Genomic DNA, 18,493 nt, shown 5'->3' on the forward strand with positions numbered 1-18,493 from the left:
GAAACGTTCCTCTCAACCAGTGAATGACGATCAGCTCAGAGCAATGCTCTGGGCACCGTCTTTGATGTGCACGGTGTTGGTGAAGCGACAGGTGTTGTCCAGGTTGCTGATCACCAGGCTGCTTGTGCGTGTGCAATCCGATTCGAACTTAACTCCATCGAAGAGCAGTCCATCGGTGATGCCGCTTCCAGCGAAACAAACATGCTCACCACAGGCCAGCTCCTCGGCCTCGTAGACCTTGTCGGGATCGGTGATGCCCATCTCAGCCAGACGAGCCAGGTTGCCCTCCTTGGTCATATCAGCCCACTCGGAGGTCTGAGCGACAGCAGGGTCATACACCAGCTGACCCTGGAAATGGCCACCGAGAGCACGCATGGCAGCAGCGGAGATCACGCCTTCCGGTGCGGCACCGATGCCCATCAGACAGTGGGTGCCTGTGCCAGCGAAACCGCAGGCGATGGCAGCCTGGACGTCGCCGTCGGAGATGGGCTGAATGCGGGCACCGGTGGCACGGATCTCAGCAATGAGATCCTTGTGACGGGCACGGTCCATCACCACGATGGTCAGCTCGTCGGGGGCGAGTCCCAGGCACTCGCTGAGGATCTTGATGTTTTCAGTGGCCGACTTGCGGATGTCCACTTTGCCCTTGGCGGCCGGAGGAGCAGCCAGCTTCTTCATGTAGAAGTCGGGGGCGTTGAACAGACCACCACGGTCGGAGGCCGCAAGAACCGCCATGGAGCCACGCTGGCTGAAGGCGCAGAGGTTGGTCCCTTCGCAGGGATCGACGGCGAAGTCAACGCCGGGGCCCGTACCGCTGCCAACCTCCTCACCGATGTAAAGCATCGGGGCTTCATCGCGTTCACCTTCACCGATGACGATGCGACCCTGCATTTGGATCTGACCCATACGCTTGCGCATGGCCTCCACAGCAGCGGCGTCGGCCTCGTTCTTCAGGCCTTTGCCAGACAACTTGGCGGAGGCGATGGCAGCCTGTTCGACAACCTCGAGAATTTCCTGAATGAGGGTCTGATCCACGGGACTCCGGATGGGGTGGGACGGGTTGGCGAGATCTGCTGGACGGGCAGTTGCCGGTCGCCGCAGGGGATCTCGACCTCTGAGCGCGGCCCACTGTATCAGTGGTTGCAGGGGTCCCTAAAATCACTCGGCATTTGCGCTCCTCATCCATGAGCACCAAGTCCCTGGTGATCTCGCCGTCGATCCTGTCGGCTGACTTCGCACGCCTCGGCGAAGAAGTGAAAGCCGTGGACGAAGCGGGTGCGGATTGGATCCATGTGGATGTGATGGACGGTCGCTTTGTACCAAATATCACCATTGGTCCTCTGATTGTTGAAGCACTGCGTCCGGTGACTCAAAAGCCTCTGGATGTGCACCTGATGATTGTTGAACCGGAGAAATACGTTCCTGACTTCGCCAAAGCCGGCGCAGACATCATTTCCGTGCAGGTTGAGGCCTGCCCGCATCTGCACCGCAACCTTGCCCAGATCAAGGATCTGGGCAAGAAAGCAGGCGCAGTTCTGAACCCCTCAACACCGATCGACACCCTCGAGTACTGCCTCGAACTCTGTGATCTCGTGCTGATCATGAGCGTCAACCCCGGTTTCGGCGGCCAAAGCTTCATTGAGAACCAGGTGCAGAAAATCCGCGACCTGCGCCGTATGTGCGACGAGAGAGGTCTGGACCCCTGGATCGAAGTGGATGGCGGCATCAAGGCCGGTAATGCCTGGAAGGTGATCGAGGCGGGTGCCAACGCGATTGTGTCCGGCTCCGGTGTGTTCAACCAACCCGATTACGCCGAAGCCATCAAGGGCATCCGCAACAGCAGCAACAAGGAAGCCGTTCTTGCCTGATCAGCAGGGCATGATTTGAGCTCATAGAGCCCGGTAGCAATGCCGGGCTCGTGTTGCGGATGCAAGCATGAAAAGATCAATCGATCTCAGCTGATCGAGCTTAAACAAGGCCTGAGCGATTGAAAACTTTCATGATCTTCAAAGATTTTTTGGCCACACTGAGGCGAAGACCCTACCGATAGTTAGGGCATGAAAGATGACATCAAGCTCGTTGCAGCATTCCTAACCCTCAATGCTGGAGTGTTTGCGTTAATCATCGGTATTTATGTCAAAGGAGGGATGCACATCGGTGCGGTCCTACAGCATTCAGGACATTAGATCTGCTGGCTGAACTTCATCAGGCCCCGACTGCTGAGTGCTGAACTTGAGCTGGACCACGGAAGATCGAAACATCTCCTCTCACCGGCACTGGAACTGTCGAGTTTGAAGTCATCCATGCATAACGACAATTCAACCCATACACAAAACGCTGGATTCAGCTTCAAAGAACGCGAACAGATCGTGGGATCCCTTTAGGAAGCTCGCCTTTTTTGCCCCGTTGCCGGAGCCATGCCACAAACGACCGCACAACCCCTGGCCGGGCATTACACCAATCAGTGACGTTGAACACACAACAGGATTGGATATCGTGGAAGTATAAAAAAACGCGATGGACTACAGGTCACGACGCGAAATTCACCCATATACAGGAGAGCACAATGAGCAGACGGGGGATTCATCCGCTTCTCAGGGGACTTGACCGACCTCAACGGAGTTCAGCAGCGTCAAGAAGTCCTGTCAGGTTCTCAGGCCTTGAATCAGCACAACGTAAACGTTATCTCCGCTTGGAAGAAGAGGAGCACAAAGCATCCCAAACAACCCTCAGGCATCCGTCCTCCCGTTGAGACGATGTCGGCTCGTCATCGAGAGTGAGGATGCGCCGAGCAGGCGGATCACACGTGTTCACCAGCCTCGATCGGAGATTCGTCTCAGGGTGGTTGGACTACGTTTGAAATCACAACTGATGGGTTGCCCCCACCGAAACGCGCAAGGACTCAAACCCATTTTCAAGGGGGGTGGGTGGAGTGAGTCCATTAGACCTCGATCCCCTGTGGCCACCGCTATCGCCGCAAGACCCACGTGTCCTTAGTGAACAGAATTCAAAGTTACAGACCCACAGTTCAAAAGTAAGTTGAGAGTGATCTCACTCGGATCACGGTCTTATGAACGATCCAAGTCAATCATGACCGCAACAAGGATGCTCACGCCTGTTCGATCTCAGATTACGGGGCATGATGACTGTTACAAAACAGCTTGAGTGTTCATTGGGATTGAGAGGAACCATCCATAGCTGTGCAAACCGATGCCCAGCAGATTGACGCCGATGTAACACACAGCGATCACAACAAGCCCCACCACGGCCACAAGAGCAGGACGTCGACCCTGCCAGCCTCGGCTCAGTCGGGTGTGCAGATAAGCCGCATAGACCAGCCAGCAGATCAAGGCCCATGTTTCTTTAGGATCCCAGCTCCAGTAACTGCCCCAGGCTTCATTAGCCCACACGGCCCCACTGACGATGCCCACAGTGAGCATCAGAAAACCAACAGTGATTGTGCGGTAACTGAGGCTGTCGAGTTGCTCATTGGTGCTCAGCTCAACAGCGTGCAGCTGAACAGCACCAGCATCTCCAACAGACGATGCTTGCCGAAAACCACCACTGCCGATGGAACTGCTTCGCAGCTCCAAAGCCTGGTCACGATCCGTGACCAACACCGCTAAGGAGAGAAGCGATCCCACCAACAAAGCGGCGTAACTCACCATGATCACGCTCACATGCATCACCAGCCAGCTGGAACGAAGAGCTGGAACAAGAGGAGCCGCTGACTGCAACTGATCGGGCAACGCGAAACTGGCAAAAGCAATGCAGCCAAGTCCCATCGGTGTGGCCGCTGCCGCCACGATCGGTGAGGGCCATGCCCGCTCAACCAACAGCTGGGTCAACGTGCATGCCCAAGCAAGAAAACACAGCGATTCGTAAAGGTTACTGATCGGGAAGTGGCCGGATTGCCACCAGCGGAGAATCAACTGGGTTGTGAACAGCAGGTTGGCCAAGGCCACCAGCAGTCGAACAAGTGTTGCTCCCGATTGGCTCGCCGCCGCCCAGAAGGCCAAGGGCATGGCGAGCAAGAGCAGGAGGAAGCCAGCAAAGCCGAGGCCGGTGACGAGTTCAAAAGGCGTGTTCAGCACACCATTTCACAAGGGCAAGTCATTCTGACTCGGCAGGTCAGCGGCTGGCCTGTTTCAACAACAGACCACCCCCAGCCAGAAACAAAACCACAGGGAGCCACGCCGCCAGGACAGGTGGAAGGGTGCCTTTCACCCCCAGGGAGCTGAAGCTGAATCCAATCACGTAGTACACAGCAATGATTCCGAGCGTGAGGACAAACGAAAAGCTGCGACTGCTGCGGTAACTGGGCTGAGCTCCCAGAGTGGCTCCAAACAGACCGAACACCAGACAGGCCATCGGAACCGTGAACTTCTCCTGAATTCGAACGCTGAGCTTGCGGGCTTCCTTGAGGCTTCCGGCCTCCTCATAAATTCTCCGGGCCTGAACAGCTTCACTGACCGTCATGTTGACGGCATCGTTCTCGATTCCTGCTAAGCGGAGGGGGCCAGAGCCAAGAGGATAGACATAACGATCGAAATCAGCCTTGGTCGAACTTCCATTGGCCGCCAGGGTCAGAATCTGACCATCAAGAAAATCCCAGCTGGCCTGAGCATCATTCCAGATGGCCTTGTCAGCACGAAGCATCTGGGTGAAGCCGGAGCGAGAAAAATCCAGAACCGTGACATCCTGCATTTCACCGTCCTGAAACTTTCGGGAATAAAAAAGTTGTATCAGGCCCTTTCCGTCCTCCTCACCCTGAGAATCCGTACGAACACCAAAACGGGGATAGATGATGTCTCTCCCTGTCTCACTGGCCAGCGACCGACCTAGAGCCCGCTTCAACGTGACCTCGGCGTAGCGTTGGCTACGGGGCACCACCACGTCGTTGAGCACAAAGGTGAACAACGTCATCACCATGGACAGGGCGATGGTGGCGCTGATCATCCGTACCGTCGTGATCCCGAGGCTTCTCAGAGCGGTAAGTTCACTGTTCGCGGAAAGTCGGGTGAACACGAACAGCGACGCCATCAGGGTTCCGATCGGAACTGAGAAGGCAAGCCAACGCGGAATGCTGAAAAGCAGAACTTGAACAGCGATGGTGATCGGCAGGTTTTTGTCGACCATCTGCCGCACGAGTTCAAACATCACACCGCCCGTAAGCAGCAGCAGAGTGAACAGGGCGGTGAAAAACAGAAGAGGGCCCAGAAGCTCCTTCAGTAGCCAGCGATCAAGCAAAGCCAACCGCATCCATGTGGCCCGTTTGAGACGATCCACAATCACAGTTGGAATCCCTCGCCGAGGTAGTAACGACGGACCTGAGGATCAGCCGCAACCTGATCCGAGCGACCTGCAGCCAACACGGCTCCATCGTTGAGGATGTAGGCACGGTCTGTGGTGGCCAGAGTTTCGCGCACATTGTGATCAGTGATCAGGATGCCCATACCCCGCGACCTCAGCCCCTCAATCAAAAGCTGAAGATCGGCCACCGCAAGGGGATCAACCCCCGCGAAGGGTTCATCTAGAAGGAGATACAACGGTCCATTGACACCGGAAGCAAGGGCTCGGGCCACCTCGCAACGGCGACGTTCTCCACCGGAGAGTTGAAAACCGCGGCGGTTGATGAACCCAGTGAGGTGAAAGTCTTCAATCAGCTGCTGGCGCCGATCCCGCCGTTGCTCCTGGCTGAGATCAATCTGTTCCAGGGCGATATCGAGGTTTTCGCGCACCGTGAGGTTACGGAATACGCTGGACTCCTGGGGCAGATACCCCATTCCAAGACGCGCCCGTTCCGGCATAGGCAGATCGTTGACCCGCTGGCCATCAAGAATCACGTCGCCCTGATCGGGGAAAAGCAGGCCGATCACCAGATTGAAAGTCGTGGTTTTTCCGGCGCCGTTGGGACCCAACAGGCCAACCACCTCGCCGGGGGAGAGATTCAGATCCAGATCCTTCACCAACTGGCGGCCACCAAGGGTGATGGAGACATTCGACAGTTCCAGGGTCATGGGGCCACTGGATTGGTCACGGGTGCAGGATTCAACACAGGCTGGCTGGGTTGAAGCGACCACTGACTGAACACCTGCTGACCCGGAACAGGACTTGCAATGGCCCGACCATCCCCGAGGAGATAGGTGAAACGATCGGCACGCAGAGAATTGCCGTCGGCCTGGATCACGTCGACATCTCCACTCAGCACAATCCGATCCTCTTCCGTGAAGTACTGCGCTTGACGGCTTGTGGCCACAAGTCCGCGGTCGGCGTGTACCAAGCGAACGTTGCCAGTGGCGGTGACCACACCTGTGCTGTTATCTGCTGACTGCAGATCGGATTCAATCGTGATGACGCCGGCCTCGGCAGCTTGTTGAGCTTGGAGAGGCAACAGAGGACAAAGTGCAGCCAGAAGAGGCAGCAAGACCCAAGGGCCCCTGGGATGGAGCATTGACTTACATGCCACGCTTTTCAATCCACATTGCGTTGAGATTACCGGCGGTTCAGGGCTTGATCTGCAGAACGGGGACAGTGCATGACTCGGGATCACCCTCGTGCTGAAGTGCTTCGAGGCGCTGCTGCGCCGCACAGCAAAGCCCTTCAAGATCCAGGCCCAGATCAGGAGTCCCAGGACGTTTCAGACGTCCAAGAGCTTCACCGAACAAGATCGTTGCACCCCGTCGGTTTCCCCGTTGCAGATGCAACTGGGCGACAGCCACCTGAAGGATCCCTTGCAGACTGCGCCGCTCCGGATCAGTCGTTTCATGCCAGAGCTCTTCAAACAGATCATGAGCGGCGTACCACTCACCGGCGTTGAAGAGCTCGAGGCCCTGCTGAAAGCGGGGATCCGCCTGCGGCATCAGCGCTTGGCCTTCGCCGGCTTCTTACCGGGAAGTTTGCGAAGACGAATCGACTCGGGGGTAACTTCGAGCATCTCATCGGGTCCGATGTATTCGAGTGCTCGCTCCAGCGTCATCTGAACCGGAGCTTGCAGCGTGTCCAGTTCCTCAGCACCGGCGGAACGCATGTTGGTGAGCTGCTTAGTCTTGCAGACGTTGATCTCCAGATCCTGGGGCCGGTTGTACTCACCGATGATCATTCCCTTGTAAACCTTGGTGCCCGGGCTGATGAAGAACTGGCCGCGATCCTCGGCGTTCTTCAGGGCATAGAAGGTGGCCGTGCCCTCTTCAAAAGCAATCAACACCCCGTTCCGGCGGGTGTCGAACTCACCCATCATAGGCCGGTATTCATAGAAGGAGTGGCTCATGATTCCTTCGCCACGGGTGGCCCGGATGAATTCACCCCGGAAACCGATCAGACCACGAGAGGGAACGATGAATTCCAGCTGGGTGCGGCCATCAGCACTGGTTTCCATGTTCTGCATCTCGCCCTTGCGGGTGCCCAGTTTTTCGATGCAGCTGCCCACAGCGGGTTCAGGCACATCCATCACCAGGGTCTCCACCGGCTCACAGGGGGTGCCATCGATGGTGCGGTAGATCACCTGCGGCTGGGACACCTGGAACTCATAGCCCTCACGGCGCATGGTCTCGATCAGGATGCCGAGGTGCAGCTCACCGCGACCACTCACCGCAAATCGGTCGGGTGAATCGGTGTCTTCCACACGCAGGGCCACGTTGGTGAGCAACTCACGCTGCAGGCGGTCACGCACCTGGCGGCTGGTGACGAACTTGCCTTCCTTGCCTGCAAACGGGGAATCGTTGACGACGAACGTCATCTGCAGGGTGGGTTCATCCACCTTGATCAATGGCAATGCGGTGGGCTCATCCGGGCAGGCGATGGTTTCGCCGATGTTGACGTCGTCAAAGCCGGCCACGGCCACCAGGTCTCCAGCGGAAGCCTCTTCGATCTCAACGCGCTGCAGACCCTCGAAGCCCAGCAGCTTGCTGATGCGGCCCTTCTTAACGGAGCCATCGTCCTTGATCAGAGCAGCACTCTGACCCTGCTTGATTTTTCCGTTGTGAACACGGCCGATGATGATCCGGCCGAGGAAGTCGGAATAATCAAGGGTGGTGATTTGCAGCTGGAGAGGCTTCTCAGGATCACCAACCGGGGGCGGAACGTGGCGCAGGATGGCGTCGAACAGCGGACGCATGTTGTCGCTGTCGGTCTTCATGTCGGGCTTGGCAAAGCCGCCAAGACCGCTGCCGAACAGGTAGGGGAAATCGCACTGATCATCGTCAGCGCCGAGTTCGATGAACAGATCGAGCACCTTGTCAACGGCGGTCTCGGGATCCACCCGAGCCCGGTCGATCTTGTTGACGAACACGATCGGACGCAAGCCCTGCTCGAGGGCCTTCTTCAGCACAAAGCGGGTCTGGGGCATCGGGCCCTCGTTGGCGTCCACGATCAGCAGACAGCCGTCGACCATTCCCAGCACCCGCTCCACTTCACCGCCGAAGTCGGCGTGACCAGGAGTGTCAACGATGTTGATCCGGGTGTCGTTGTAGGTGACCGCCGTGTTCTTCGACAGGATCGTGATGCCCCGCTCACGCTCCAGGTCGTTGGAGTCCATCACGCACGTGGGGACGGCCTCGTTGTCGCGGAAAATGCCTGACTGCGCCAACAGCGAGTCGACCAGAGTCGTCTTGCCGTGGTCAACGTGGGCGATGATCGCGATGTTGCGGATCGCCTTGTTGTTGGCGCTCATGCGGGCTGACCGTAAGAATTTGTGAAGAACGCCAAAGGCGCAGTGCGACAGATTATCTCAACGTGAGAATCGACTGGTGCGCTCCGGACCCTTGCTGCGCAAGCTGCCGCGGGTGACGCCGAGCTGGTGGTGGATCTTCTCCTGGGACCAGACCTCCTGGGTGGCCATCCGACCGGCCAAGGCCTCGGCGTAGAGAACAACCCGGCGTTGGGTGGCGGCGGCATCCTCATCGAGAAGTTCAAGCCGGATCCTGCGCACGCCCGCTCGCAGCAGTGACGGAAGCGCCTCAACGCCCGATTGCGCCGTCCCATTGAAAAGGGTGTTGCGACAACCCAGATCAGCCCGCAAGGGATGTTCAACGCCGCTGCGGTCCCGCAGGGTGACGTGGTGCTTCTCACAGGGACGACCGCAATCGGTGTGGTCCTTGCCGTCCGAGAGGAACGCACAGAACAGGCAATGCTCCATGTGGAACAACGGCATGTGCTGATGCAGGGTGACCTCCAGCAGAGCCGGATCAACGGCAGCCGCCAGATCCAACAGTTGCTGAAGGTTGAGGTCATAACTGACCGTGAGCCGCTGCAGATTCCAGTGGTCGCGATACCAGTTGAAACTCAGGGGATTGGCGGTGTTGAGGGAAAAGTCGCCGATGCAGGGGGCCAGCGGCGTCAGCACCTCCAGCTGATCGGCATTGCGCACCAGGAAGCCGTCGGGGCGGGCACGAATCAGAGGCTCAAGGGTCCAGCGTTCGTCAGGCCGGGTGATCCGTGCTCCGGCCAACCAGAGACCATCCGCCCAGCAGCCGCGCCCGATCGCCACCGCTTCCCGCAGCTCCCGAGGCTGCTCAAGATCCGCCACCACAGACGAGATCGGCAGACCCTCTGCGGAAAGATCCACCAGCGCCTGCAACTGCTCCAAGCTGCGCACCAGAACCACCAAGCCTGGCTTGGCCTCGCTGATCGATGCGGCAGAGGGGGGACACATTCGAGCCAGAAGCTGCTTGGCATCAGGCGGTGCTGTAAGTGGACGATCAGGGCCTGAGTCCGATGGATCGGCTCGCGAGGCCTCCAACCGCTCCAGCAGGGCCCTGCGCATGCGGTTCAGTTCCGCCACCGGCAGAAAAAGATCGCCCTCCAGCTGCACCTCCAGATGCTGAAGCGACCAGCTGGTTCCTCCGAGCCGCCCCAATTGCTGCTGGAGCCGTTCCCGGTCCAGCGGGCGCTGCGAAGCGCTCTGCAGCGGCATGGCGCTGCAGAGCTTCAAATCCAATCCCTGGGGCTCCAGCACGTGCAACTCCAGCGGTGCATCCAGCCGTCCGGACACCCTCAGGGCCAGATCCCGGGACCGAGCCTCCACCGTGCGGCGCGCAGCACGCTGCCAACGGGATTGCCAGCCGGGGTCACTGGTGAGCCAGACCGAGGCGCCAGGTCTCAAGCCAGAGCCATTCACACGCTCGGGCCCTAAGCGCAGCTTCCAGCGTTCGTCGCCCATCCGCTCACACACCATGATCCGGCCACCGATCTCCCGAGGCGGCTGCAGGGGGTCGGACGACAGCTGTTCCAGCACAAGGCCCTGGCCGGGTTGCAGCTGTTCCCGGCTGCGCAGATGCAACCAACCACCCCGTTCAACCCGCAGCAACTTCCCGAGAAGCGGGCCGCGCTTCTTGCTCCAGCGGCCATGCACCAAGCGGCGATGATTTATCCCTTCCAGCCAACCAGTGGACAGACCCCGGGAAAACGCCAGCTCGAGCTGACGTTTCACCTGCGGAACCGATGCGGAGGTTTGATCCAGGCGCTGCCGATAGGCGTCAGTGACAGCTGACACATAGGCCGCGTCCTTCAAACGCCCTTCAATTTTGAGGCTGGCCACACCGATCCGCTGCAACTCCGGCAGCAGCTCCCAGGCCGCCAGGTCCTGAGGCGACAGGAGATAGCGCTGGTCTTCAAGGGCGTGGGCTTCACCATCCACCACCATTTCGTAAGGCAGGCGACAGGCCTGGGCACATTCACCTCGATTGGCACTGCGCTGCCCAAGGGATTCACTGGTCAGACACTGACCGGAATAGGCGACGCAAAGAGCGCCGTGCACGAACACCTCCAACGGCATCGCAAGGTTCCGCTTGGCCAGTTGTGTCTGCAGGCGCTCAAGATCACGAAGGGCCAGCTCCCGGGCCAGCACCACCCGCTGACAACCGAGTGCAGCAGCCTGGGCAATCCCCGCTGCACTGGTGATCGACATCTGGGTTGAGCCGTGCACACAGAGGTTCGGCACCAGCCGCTGGGCCAAGCGACAGAGCCCCACGTCCTGGACGATCACCGCATCCACCCCCGCCCGGTCTGCAGCGATCAGCAACTGAGACGCTGCCTCCAATTCATCGCTGAACACCAACACGTTGAAGGTGAGGAAACCTTTCACCCCACGCTGATGCAGCCACTGCATCACCTCAGGAAGATCTTGCAGTCGAAAATTTTCGGCCCGCTGACGGGCATTGAAGGCATTGACACCGAAATAGACCGCATCGGCACCTGAGGCGACGGCCGCCCTCATCGCAGCCCAGTCGCCAGCAGGGGAGAGCAGTTCAGGGACGTTCAAAGATCCCGCCTGGAGAACCGACTGGCCGGCTCAAACAAACGCAACGCATCCGCATTGCCCTGAAAACGCCAATGCCAGGGTTCATACATCACACCCTGTTTATTGCCCTCGGGGAACGACAGAACAAAGTGATAGCGAGCGGCGTGGTCCTGCAGCCAACGAAAGGCGTCGGTATCCTGAAAACTCTGAGACAGGTTGGTCTCAGGGAAACGGCCATCGCCGAGATCGACGGCATATCCGGTGCTGTGTTCGGAGTAGCCCGGTGGAGCCGACACTTGAGCGCGTTCTTCTGCCGTTTGGTTCCGTTCGGAAGCCACATCAAAAAAGATGGATTCCTGAAGATCCAGAGAGCGGAATCCACTGAGCAGTCGAAGATCAACCCCGTCAGCAGAGGCGGAACGCATCATCGAGTCGAGGGCATCGGCGGCCTCAACATTCAGCTCAATTCCAGGCTGAAACACCACCAGTTGATCGGCATCGGCCTCTCCATAAGGAAAGTGACCCAACAGACGACCATCAGCATCAGGACGTTCACGAAAACCTGAAATCTCGAGGCTCTGCGAAGGCTGACGACGGGACAACAGGGTGGGGGCCACCATCACCACCACCAGGGTCGCAACGCAAACGAGAACAAACCCGAACAGCAAGCCTGCTGCGCCATTCCCCTGGCGTTGACGAGGCTGTCGGGTTCGACGGGCGACCGGAATGTCCTCCCGCTGGGTGCGTCGCGCAGAGGAGGCCCGAACCAAGGCGCTGATGCATGTTGTTTCGATCGTAAAGGCAGCAACCAGGTCGACCCACAAAGGTTGGTGTGACAGTGATAGCTTCACAAAACAATCCAGCGGAGTTGGGCTGAGATGTTGCGAGTAGCGGTGATCGGCGGTGGCCCCAGCGGCTCCTGTGCTGCCGAAATTCTTGCCAAGGCTGGAATCAAGACTTGGCTGTTCGAGCGCAAACTCGACAACGCCAAACCCTGTGGTGGAGCCATTCCACTCTGCATGGTCGAAGAGTTCGACCTGCCTGACGACATCATCGACCGCAAGGTCCGCAACATGAAGATGATTTCCCCTTCCAACAGGGAGGTGGATATCAAACTGGATCCTCTCGGCTACGACGAAAATGCCTACATCGGCATGTGCCGTCGCGAGGTGTTCGATGCCTTCCTGCGTAACAGGGCCGCTGAGCTGGGAACAACCCTGATCAACGGCCTGGTGCAGAAGATCGACACCGGGACGGACCGTCAGGGCCCGTACACGATCCACTACGCGGATTACAGCGGTGGTGGCCCCACAGGCGAGCAGAAGACCCTGGCTGTGGATCTGATCATCGGTGCCGATGGCGCCAACTCCCGGGTCGCGAAAGCCATGGACGCCGGTGATTACAACGTGGCCATCGCCTTCCAGGAACGGATCAAGCTTCCTGCTGAAGAGATGACCTATTACGAAGACCTAGCTGAGATGTACGTCGGCACGGACGTCTCGCCAGACTTTTATGCGTGGGTGTTCCCCAAATACGACCACGTTGCCGTGGGAACGGGAACCATGCAGCAGAACCAGAGCCTGATCAAGGGTCTGCAGAGGGGCATCCGTGAGCGGGCCAACAAACGTCTGTTCCAGGGCGAGGTGATCAAGGTGGAAGCCCATCCGATCCCTGAACACCCGCGTCCGCGTCGGGTCGTGGGTCGTATGGCGCTTGTGGGAGACGCCGCGGGCTACGTCACCAAGAGCTCCGGGGAAGGAATTTATTTCGCTGCCAAGAGCGGCCGGATGTGTGCCGAAGCCATCGTGGAAATCTCCAACAACGGCGCCTCCATCCCCACTGAGAAGCAGATCAAGTCGACTTACCTCAAGCGCTGGGACCGCAAATACGGCGCCACCTATGCAGTGCTCGACATCCTGCAGCGAATTTTCTACCGCAACGATGCTGCCCGGGAAGCCTTCGTTGAAATGTGCGACGACAAGGACGTGCAGAAGCTGACCTTCGACAGCTACCTGTACAAGCGAGTGGTGATGATGAACCCCTGGCAACAGATCAAGCTCACCCTCCGCACCCTGGGCAGCCTGATTCGGGGCGAGGCTCTGGCTCCGTCCGACTACAACCCTGTTCCTTCGGCCGTTGGCCGTTCCGACGGTGATTTCCTGGCGGAGAAAGCAGCCCAGCAGATCAAGGCTCAGGCTGACGAATCCAAGGGTTCAGAGTCGAAAGAGAAGGCCGGCGTCTCCTGAGGGAGGCCGGCCCATAACATCGCTCCAACACCAGCGCTGAAACCCTGGCTAGTTGCGCGACTCCATCGCCTTGCCAGCCGCATCTTTGATCCGTTCAATCCCCTGCTCAAGGTTCTTGGCAGGGGATGTTTCTTTCTTGGTCGTCGACCAGACATTGACGGCATAAACGGCAGCGGCAGCCACGATCACGGCGGCAATCACAGTGCCAAGGCCATTGCCCCCCTGACGGATCACGACAGGCTGTTGGTTGCTATGGGTCTCTTGATCAGGCATTCCGTCTGAATGGACTGGCCCCTGCTTAGCCGCTGGGGCCAGTGCTGCCATTCATTTGGATTGAATCGATTCAAATTCAGCCAACACCGAAGCCTGATTGCGCAGAACGGCCAACAGGTTGAGGCGATTCAGCCGCAAGGCGCCGTCCTCCACCATCACCATCACGCTGGTGTCACCATCAAAGAAAGCCTGAAGAACCGGAGTGGCGGCCACGAGCGCATCGGCGAGGGCCTGGTACGACCGCTGCTGGGCCAGAGGTTGCAGCTGTTCCAGGGCAGCGAACAGATCCTGCTCACTGGTCGACTCAAACCGTTCAGGCTGAACCACATCGCTGGCAACGAGCTGAGCCCGCTCCAGTTCACCCTTCTCTGCCAGTTTGGCGGCGCGTTGCACAACCGCTTGCACGGCATCCAGCTGTCCACTGTCGCGAAGATCGCGCAGCAGCTGAATCCGCTGTTTCACATCAAGAGGATCACTGAGCAGGCGCGCATTCGAAACGGCCTCTCCCGCGACAGCCTGCACCAGATCCGGCGCATAGCCGTCGTCTTCCAGTTGAGACACGATCCGCTGACGCATCAGCTGGCAGAGATCGTTGTGCAGTTGGCTGGCGTCCACCGCAAAGGCTGGGAACAGGGCAGCCCACGCCGCCACGGCATTGCTAAGGAAAGCCATAAGGTCAAGGCGCCAGCCCATCCCCCAGAGAATCTGCAGAACACCGTTGCCGGCCCTTCGCAGGGCGTAGGGGTCTGACGAACCGGTCGGTCGCTCTCCCTTGGCGAAGATGCTCAGCAGCAGCTCGAGCCGCTCCGCTACGGCCACCACCGCCCCAGCTGCCGTTGCGGGCAAGTCATCACCGGCGCCCCGGGGAAGATAGTGCTCTACCACTGCGAGGGCGACATCGCGAGGCTCTCCCTCCTCCAGGAGGTACTTGCCACCCATCAGGCCCTGAAGTTCAGGGAACTCGCCCACCATCTGGCTGACGAGATCATTTTTGCAGAAATGCGCGGCACGCTGGGCCGCATCCGCCACGCTCTGATCAAGGCCCAGTTGCTTCAACAGCAGGTCCGTGAGCCGCTCGATCCGCTCGGAACGATCCAGCAGACTGCCCAGCCCTTCGGCAAAGGTGACACGGTCGAGGGCTTCACGCCGTGAAGCGCTGGACTGCCGCCGGTCAACGTCAAGGAAAAATTCGGCATCCGCCAGGCGCGCTCCGAGCACGCGTTCATTGCCGCGAACGATCATGGACGATGCAGTGGCTAAACCGTTCCCTACCAAAAGGAATTGGGGACGAAGCACAGCCTCAGCATTGAGTCGCAGGGGGTCTGCCTCCAGACCAGGCACCTGCAGCGGCACATAACGCTGGTGAGCCTGCATCACCGTGCTGATCACTTCCGGGGGAAGCTGCAGGAACCGCTCAGCGATGGTCCCCTCGAGAATCCGGGGGTCTTCAACCAGGTCCACCAGTTCCTCGAACAGCGACTCCGGACAGTCGGGTGATCCGTTGGCGGCCTGAGCCGACTGGTCAAGGCTGGTTCGGATCCGTTTGGCCCGCTCCGCACGATCAACAACAACACCCGCGGCGGCAAGGGTGTCTGCAAACTGCTCTGCTGATGCAATGGAGAGTGGCTCGTCACCATGGAGACGGTGGGCACGGCTGAAACGATCGCTGCGGACCTCGGGGTCAGCACCATCGAGCACCACAGGGATCAGCTCAGAACCCTTGAGCGCCAGCAGCCAGCGGATGGGGCGGCTGAAGCGCTGGGCTCCAGTACCCCAGCGCATGAACCGCCGACCCTGAAGAGCATCAATCCATTGGGGAATCAACCCCTGGAGCAGTTCAACACTGGCTTGACCGGGGGTGAGCACGGTTGCGAAGACGCAAGGTCCCTTCGGAGTTTCACGCTGCTCAAGCTGTGAGGGGTCAACACCGCAGCGCTTGGCGAAGCCGATCGCCGCAGGCCCTGGGATGCCGTCCTTGAAGGCCTGAGCCACGGGAGGGCCCTTGCGGTCCTCCTGAAGATCGGGTTGGCGGTCCTCCAGCTCAGCGACGGAGACCACCAATCGCCGGGGGGTGCCGAACACCGACACCGCTCCATGGCCCAGCCTTGCCTCACGCAGATCACGACTGACCCGCTGCTGCAGCTGATCAAGCGCTTGCCTGACGAAATCAGCAGGAAGCTCTTCGGTGCCGATTTCCAGAAGAAAGGTTGCCGTCACGCCAAGGTCAAAGCCGGAGGCGACTGTATTGGAAGCCGTTTCGCTACGTTCAAATCAAGACAACCTTTTCGGGGTGGGGGAAGGCTCCTTGGCAGTGGTGGAAACAGGAACTCAAACGCTGCCCAAGGCGGAGCAGCGCAAGCTGGACAGCGACCATCTGCGCGATCCGTTGTTGAGCGAGCTCAGCAACGACGATGTTCGTTTCACGGAAGATGCCGTTCAACTGCTGAAGTTTCACGGCAGCTACCAACAGCATCACCGCGAACTGCGCAAAACAGACAAGGTGCGCAGCTGGCAAATGATGCTGCGGCTGCGCAGTCCGGGCGGACGCATCCCTGCCCGGTTGTTCCTCGCCCTCGATGACCTGTCCAATCGCCTTGGAGATGGAACCCTGCGGGCCACCACCCGTCAGGCCTTCCAGATGCATGGCATCGCCAAGGCCGATCTGAAAGAGGTGATTGGCACCATCGTTCGCAACATGGGCTCGACTCTGGCGGCCTGCGGGGACATCAACCGCAATGTGATGGCACCACCAGCTCCTTTTGAGAAAGGCGGCTATCCCGTGGCTCGGCGCCTGGCGGATGAGATTGCCGATTTGCTCAGCCCCGAGGCGGCTGAGGGGGCTTATCTCGACCTTTGGGTCGATGGAGACCTGAGTTATCGCTTCAAGCCCAGCCGAGCCGTTCAGAAGGCCAGAAAGCGCCAGAGCGAAGACGAATTATTTTCCGGCAGCACTGACGAACCTCTCTACGGGGACACCTACCTGCCCCGGAAGTTCAAGGTGGCCGTCACCGTGCCAGGCGACAACTCCGTCGACCTGCTGACCCAGGACATTGGCCTGGTGGCCTTCACCGACCCCTCCGGCGATCTGCGGGGCTGCAACGTCTACGTGGGTGGTGGCATGGGCCGCACCCACAACAAGGAGGAGACCTTTGCCCGCACCGCCGATCCCCTTGGCTACGTCGATGCCGCCAATGTTCTGGATGTCGTCCAGGCGATTCTGGCGCTGCAACGCGACCACGGTGATCGGGAGGTGCGCAAGCACGCCCGCATGAAGTACCTACTGCACGACAAGGGCATCCAATGGTTCCGCGACACCCTGTGCGCGACCTACTTCAAGGGAACCCTCAAGGGGCTGCGCAATGAGCCGAAGGCCAAGCTTCTGGACTACCTCGGCTGGCACCGGCAGAAGGCGGGGATGTGGTTCGTGGGACTGCCCCTGCTCTGTGGACGCCTGAACGGTGATCTGAAGGCGGGGCTCAGGCAGCTCGTCGAGACGTACCAGCTGGAGATTCGCCTTACCGCCAATCAAGACCTGCTGCTCTGCAACATCGGCACCTCTCAGCGGGCCAGCATCCGCACCCAGCTGGAAGCTCTCGGGTTTGAGGTGCCTGAAGCCCCAGCACCTCTGGCCAGGCATGCCATCGCTTGTCCGGCTCTGCCCACCTGCGGACTCGCTATTACCGAATCAGAGCGCATCCTCCCCGATGTTCTGGATCGTCTGGATGCTCAGCTGCGGCGGCTCGAGATTGAGAAATCCCTGCTGGTGCGAATGACCGGCTGCCCCAACGGCTGTGCCCGCCCTTACATGGCGGAGCTGGGATTGGTGGGCAATGGAGTCAACCAGTACCAGCTGTGGCTCGGCGGCACCCCCAACCTCCAGCGTCTGGCGCGCCCCTACATGGAGAAGCTGCCCCTGGACGATTTGGAAAAAACCATCGAACCACTACTCCTCAGCTGGAAAGCCGCCGGAGGCCGACGCAGCTTCGGGGACCACATTGAAAAACTGGGGGATCAGGAAGTGAGCGAGCTGCTGACCGCCTCGGCATAAATCGCGACAGCAGCACTCTTTCGCCAGGCCCAGAGCTGATCGCCGAACGAGTAATGCCACCACTCGTTTGGATGCTGGGCAAAGCCTGCCGCTTCCATCACATCGGCCAGCAACTGCCGGCGTTGATGCCAACAACGGGCATCGGCCTCTTCCCGACCGGCGTAGTGCTGCGGCTCGGACACCGCTCCAATGGCATCGATCTCTCCACCCATGGCCAGCGGCATGCCATCGCTGCCGCTCAGGGTGAGGTCAACCGCGGCACCGGTGCTGTGGGGGGGTGGTGTTGCAGGATCCCGACTGGGAGCTGCCCAGAACCTCCCCACATCGGCCACCACCTGATCGAAGGCGTCCCCCGAGCACACTTCAACACCGCGTGCACGGAGGAGTTCCGCAATGCTGTGGTCCACCATGAAGGCCTGCACGGCGATCGGCCGCCACGCATCAAAAATGCTCAGGCGCAGGCTGGGGTCGTGCTCGATCAACCGCTGCTGAGCATCCAACAGGCGCTGAACGACCCCCAGACGCAATTGGAAAGGATTCCCCGACGCCCCATAGGGCGCCCCAAGCGCCATGTACGGATGGGGTTCCATCCGCAACAAAGCGGGAGGCAGCGCTTGCAAAGGCTCGCCGCACTCTTCGATGGGAATCGGACTCCAGGGGCGCATCGAATCGCGGCAACGGGATGGA

15 protein-coding genes are annotated in these 18,493 nt (G+C 59.6%); 3 read left to right on the plus strand and 12 right to left on the minus strand.

From position 1 onward, the window contains the following. Positions 1-30: 30 nt before the first annotated feature. A complete protein-coding gene (glpX, locus tag KR52_RS09575) occupies positions 31-1,035 on the minus strand; it encodes a class II fructose-bisphosphatase (RefSeq protein ID WP_038555206.1) in 1,005 nt (334 codons plus the stop codon). 149 nt (positions 1,036-1,184) lie between these two features. Here glpX and rpe point away from each other — a divergent pair, with 149 nt between their 5' ends. Next, the gene (gene rpe / locus KR52_RS09580; RefSeq protein ID WP_038555208.1) at positions 1,185-1,868 is read left to right on the plus strand and encodes a ribulose-phosphate 3-epimerase; all 684 of its coding nucleotides are present in this window, start codon (positions 1,185-1,187) and stop codon (positions 1,866-1,868) included. A gap of 1,281 nt (positions 1,869-3,149) precedes the next feature. Here rpe and ccsB read toward each other — a convergent pair. Genes ccsB through KR52_RS09620 form a run of 8 tightly spaced genes read right to left on the minus strand, consistent with a single transcriptional unit; the run spans position 3,150 to position 12,009 of the window. Further along, entirely contained in the window at positions 3,150-4,094 is a 945-nt protein-coding gene (ccsB, locus tag KR52_RS09585; protein ID WP_038555211.1) for a c-type cytochrome biogenesis protein CcsB, read from the minus strand. Positions 4,095-4,131: 37 nt separating this feature from the next. Beyond that, a complete protein-coding gene (locus tag KR52_RS09590) occupies positions 4,132-5,262 on the minus strand; it encodes an LptF/LptG family permease (protein ID WP_038557174.1) in 1,131 nt (376 codons plus the stop codon). A gap of 29 nt (positions 5,263-5,291) precedes the next feature. Next, positions 5,292-6,020, minus strand: coding sequence for an LPS export ABC transporter ATP-binding protein (lptB, locus tag KR52_RS09595; protein WP_038555213.1), 729 nt, complete (start codon positions 6,018-6,020; stop codon positions 5,292-5,294). Continuing rightward, positions 6,017-6,454: an LptA/OstA family protein gene (locus KR52_RS09600; protein WP_038555215.1), complete on the minus strand. Its 438-nt coding sequence runs from the start codon at positions 6,452-6,454 to the stop codon at positions 6,017-6,019. Before KR52_RS09600 ends, lptB begins: the two co-directional genes overlap by 4 nt. A 52-nt stretch (positions 6,455-6,506) precedes the next feature. Continuing rightward, on the minus strand, positions 6,507-6,863 hold the full coding sequence (locus KR52_RS09605; RefSeq protein WP_038555217.1) for a DUF309 domain-containing protein: 357 nt from the start codon (positions 6,861-6,863) through the stop codon (positions 6,507-6,509). Continuing rightward, positions 6,863-8,671, minus strand: a complete 1,809-nt coding sequence (gene typA, locus KR52_RS09610) for a translational GTPase TypA (protein WP_038555220.1) — start codon at positions 8,669-8,671, stop codon at positions 6,863-6,865. The genes KR52_RS09605 and typA overlap by 1 nt, the downstream gene beginning before the upstream one ends. 57 nt (positions 8,672-8,728) lie before the next feature. After that, on the minus strand, positions 8,729-11,260 hold the full coding sequence (locus KR52_RS09615) for a U32 family peptidase (protein WP_038555222.1): 2,532 nt from the start codon (positions 11,258-11,260) through the stop codon (positions 8,729-8,731). Next, the gene (locus KR52_RS09620; RefSeq protein WP_038557177.1) at positions 11,257-12,009 is read right to left on the minus strand and encodes a D-alanyl-D-alanine carboxypeptidase family protein; all 753 of its coding nucleotides are present in this window, start codon (positions 12,007-12,009) and stop codon (positions 11,257-11,259) included. Before KR52_RS09620 ends, KR52_RS09615 begins: the two co-directional genes overlap by 4 nt. 108 nt (positions 12,010-12,117) lie before the next feature. Here KR52_RS09620 and chlP point away from each other — a divergent pair, with 108 nt between their 5' ends. Next, positions 12,118-13,485 carry a geranylgeranyl reductase gene (gene chlP / locus KR52_RS09625; protein WP_038555223.1) on the plus strand — a complete coding sequence of 456 codons (1,368 nt, stop codon included), beginning with the start codon at positions 12,118-12,120 and terminating at the stop codon, positions 13,483-13,485. A 48-nt stretch (positions 13,486-13,533) separates the two neighbouring features. On the opposite strand, the gene KR52_RS09630 is transcribed toward chlP, so the two are convergent. Together KR52_RS09630 and glyS are read right to left on the minus strand one after the other, a co-directional pair. Further along, the gene (locus KR52_RS09630; protein ID WP_253912371.1) at positions 13,534-13,809 is read right to left on the minus strand and encodes a hypothetical protein; all 276 of its coding nucleotides are present in this window, start codon (positions 13,807-13,809) and stop codon (positions 13,534-13,536) included. Beyond that, complete coding sequence (gene glyS, locus KR52_RS09635; protein ID WP_038555225.1) at positions 13,810-15,975, minus strand: glycine--tRNA ligase subunit beta; 2,166 nt, start codon at positions 15,973-15,975, stop codon at positions 13,810-13,812. It abuts the gene before it with no gap. Between the two features lie 73 nt (positions 15,976-16,048). Here glyS and KR52_RS09640 point away from each other — a divergent pair, with 73 nt between their 5' ends. Next, positions 16,049-17,806, plus strand: a complete 1,758-nt coding sequence (locus KR52_RS09640) for an NADPH-dependent assimilatory sulfite reductase hemoprotein subunit (RefSeq protein ID WP_253912372.1) — start codon at positions 16,049-16,051, stop codon at positions 17,804-17,806. On the opposite strand, the gene KR52_RS09645 is transcribed toward KR52_RS09640, so the two are convergent. Then, positions 17,770-18,471, minus strand: a complete 702-nt coding sequence (locus KR52_RS09645) for a M15 family metallopeptidase (protein ID WP_038555227.1) — start codon at positions 18,469-18,471, stop codon at positions 17,770-17,772. The two genes, KR52_RS09640 and KR52_RS09645, sit on opposite strands and share 37 nt — an antisense overlap. Between the last annotated feature and the right edge of the window lie 22 nt (positions 18,472-18,493).

The organism is Synechococcus sp. KORDI-52 (genome assembly GCF_000737595.1).
GTDB lineage: Bacteria > Cyanobacteriota > Cyanobacteriia > PCC-6307 > Cyanobiaceae > Parasynechococcus.

Bases quoted from the DNA above. Each gene is read 5' to 3' on its own strand.
- rpe (WP_038555208.1), top strand. From the start codon at position 1,185: ATGAGCACCAAGTCCCTGGTGATCTCGCCGTCGATCCTGTCGGCTGAC.
- KR52_RS09605 (WP_038555217.1), bottom strand. From the start codon at position 6,863: ATGCCGCAGGCGGATCCCCGCTTTCAGCAGGGCCTCGAGCTCTTCAAC.
- KR52_RS09600 (WP_038555215.1), bottom strand. From the start codon at position 6,454: ATGCTCCATCCCAGGGGCCCTTGGGTCTTGCTGCCTCTTCTGGCTGCA.
- lptB (WP_038555213.1), bottom strand. From the start codon at position 6,020: ATGACCCTGGAACTGTCGAATGTCTCCATCACCCTTGGTGGCCGCCAG.
- KR52_RS09630 (WP_253912371.1), bottom strand. From the start codon at position 13,809: ATGGCAGCACTGGCCCCAGCGGCTAAGCAGGGGCCAGTCCATTCAGAC.
- KR52_RS09590 (WP_038557174.1), bottom strand. From the start codon at position 5,262: ATGCGGTTGGCTTTGCTTGATCGCTGGCTACTGAAGGAGCTTCTGGGC.
- KR52_RS09645 (WP_038555227.1), bottom strand. From the start codon at position 18,471: ATGCGCCCCTGGAGTCCGATTCCCATCGAAGAGTGCGGCGAGCCTTTG.
- chlP (WP_038555223.1), top strand. From the start codon at position 12,118: ATGTTGCGAGTAGCGGTGATCGGCGGTGGCCCCAGCGGCTCCTGTGCT.
- typA (WP_038555220.1), bottom strand. From the start codon at position 8,671: ATGAGCGCCAACAACAAGGCGATCCGCAACATCGCGATCATCGCCCAC.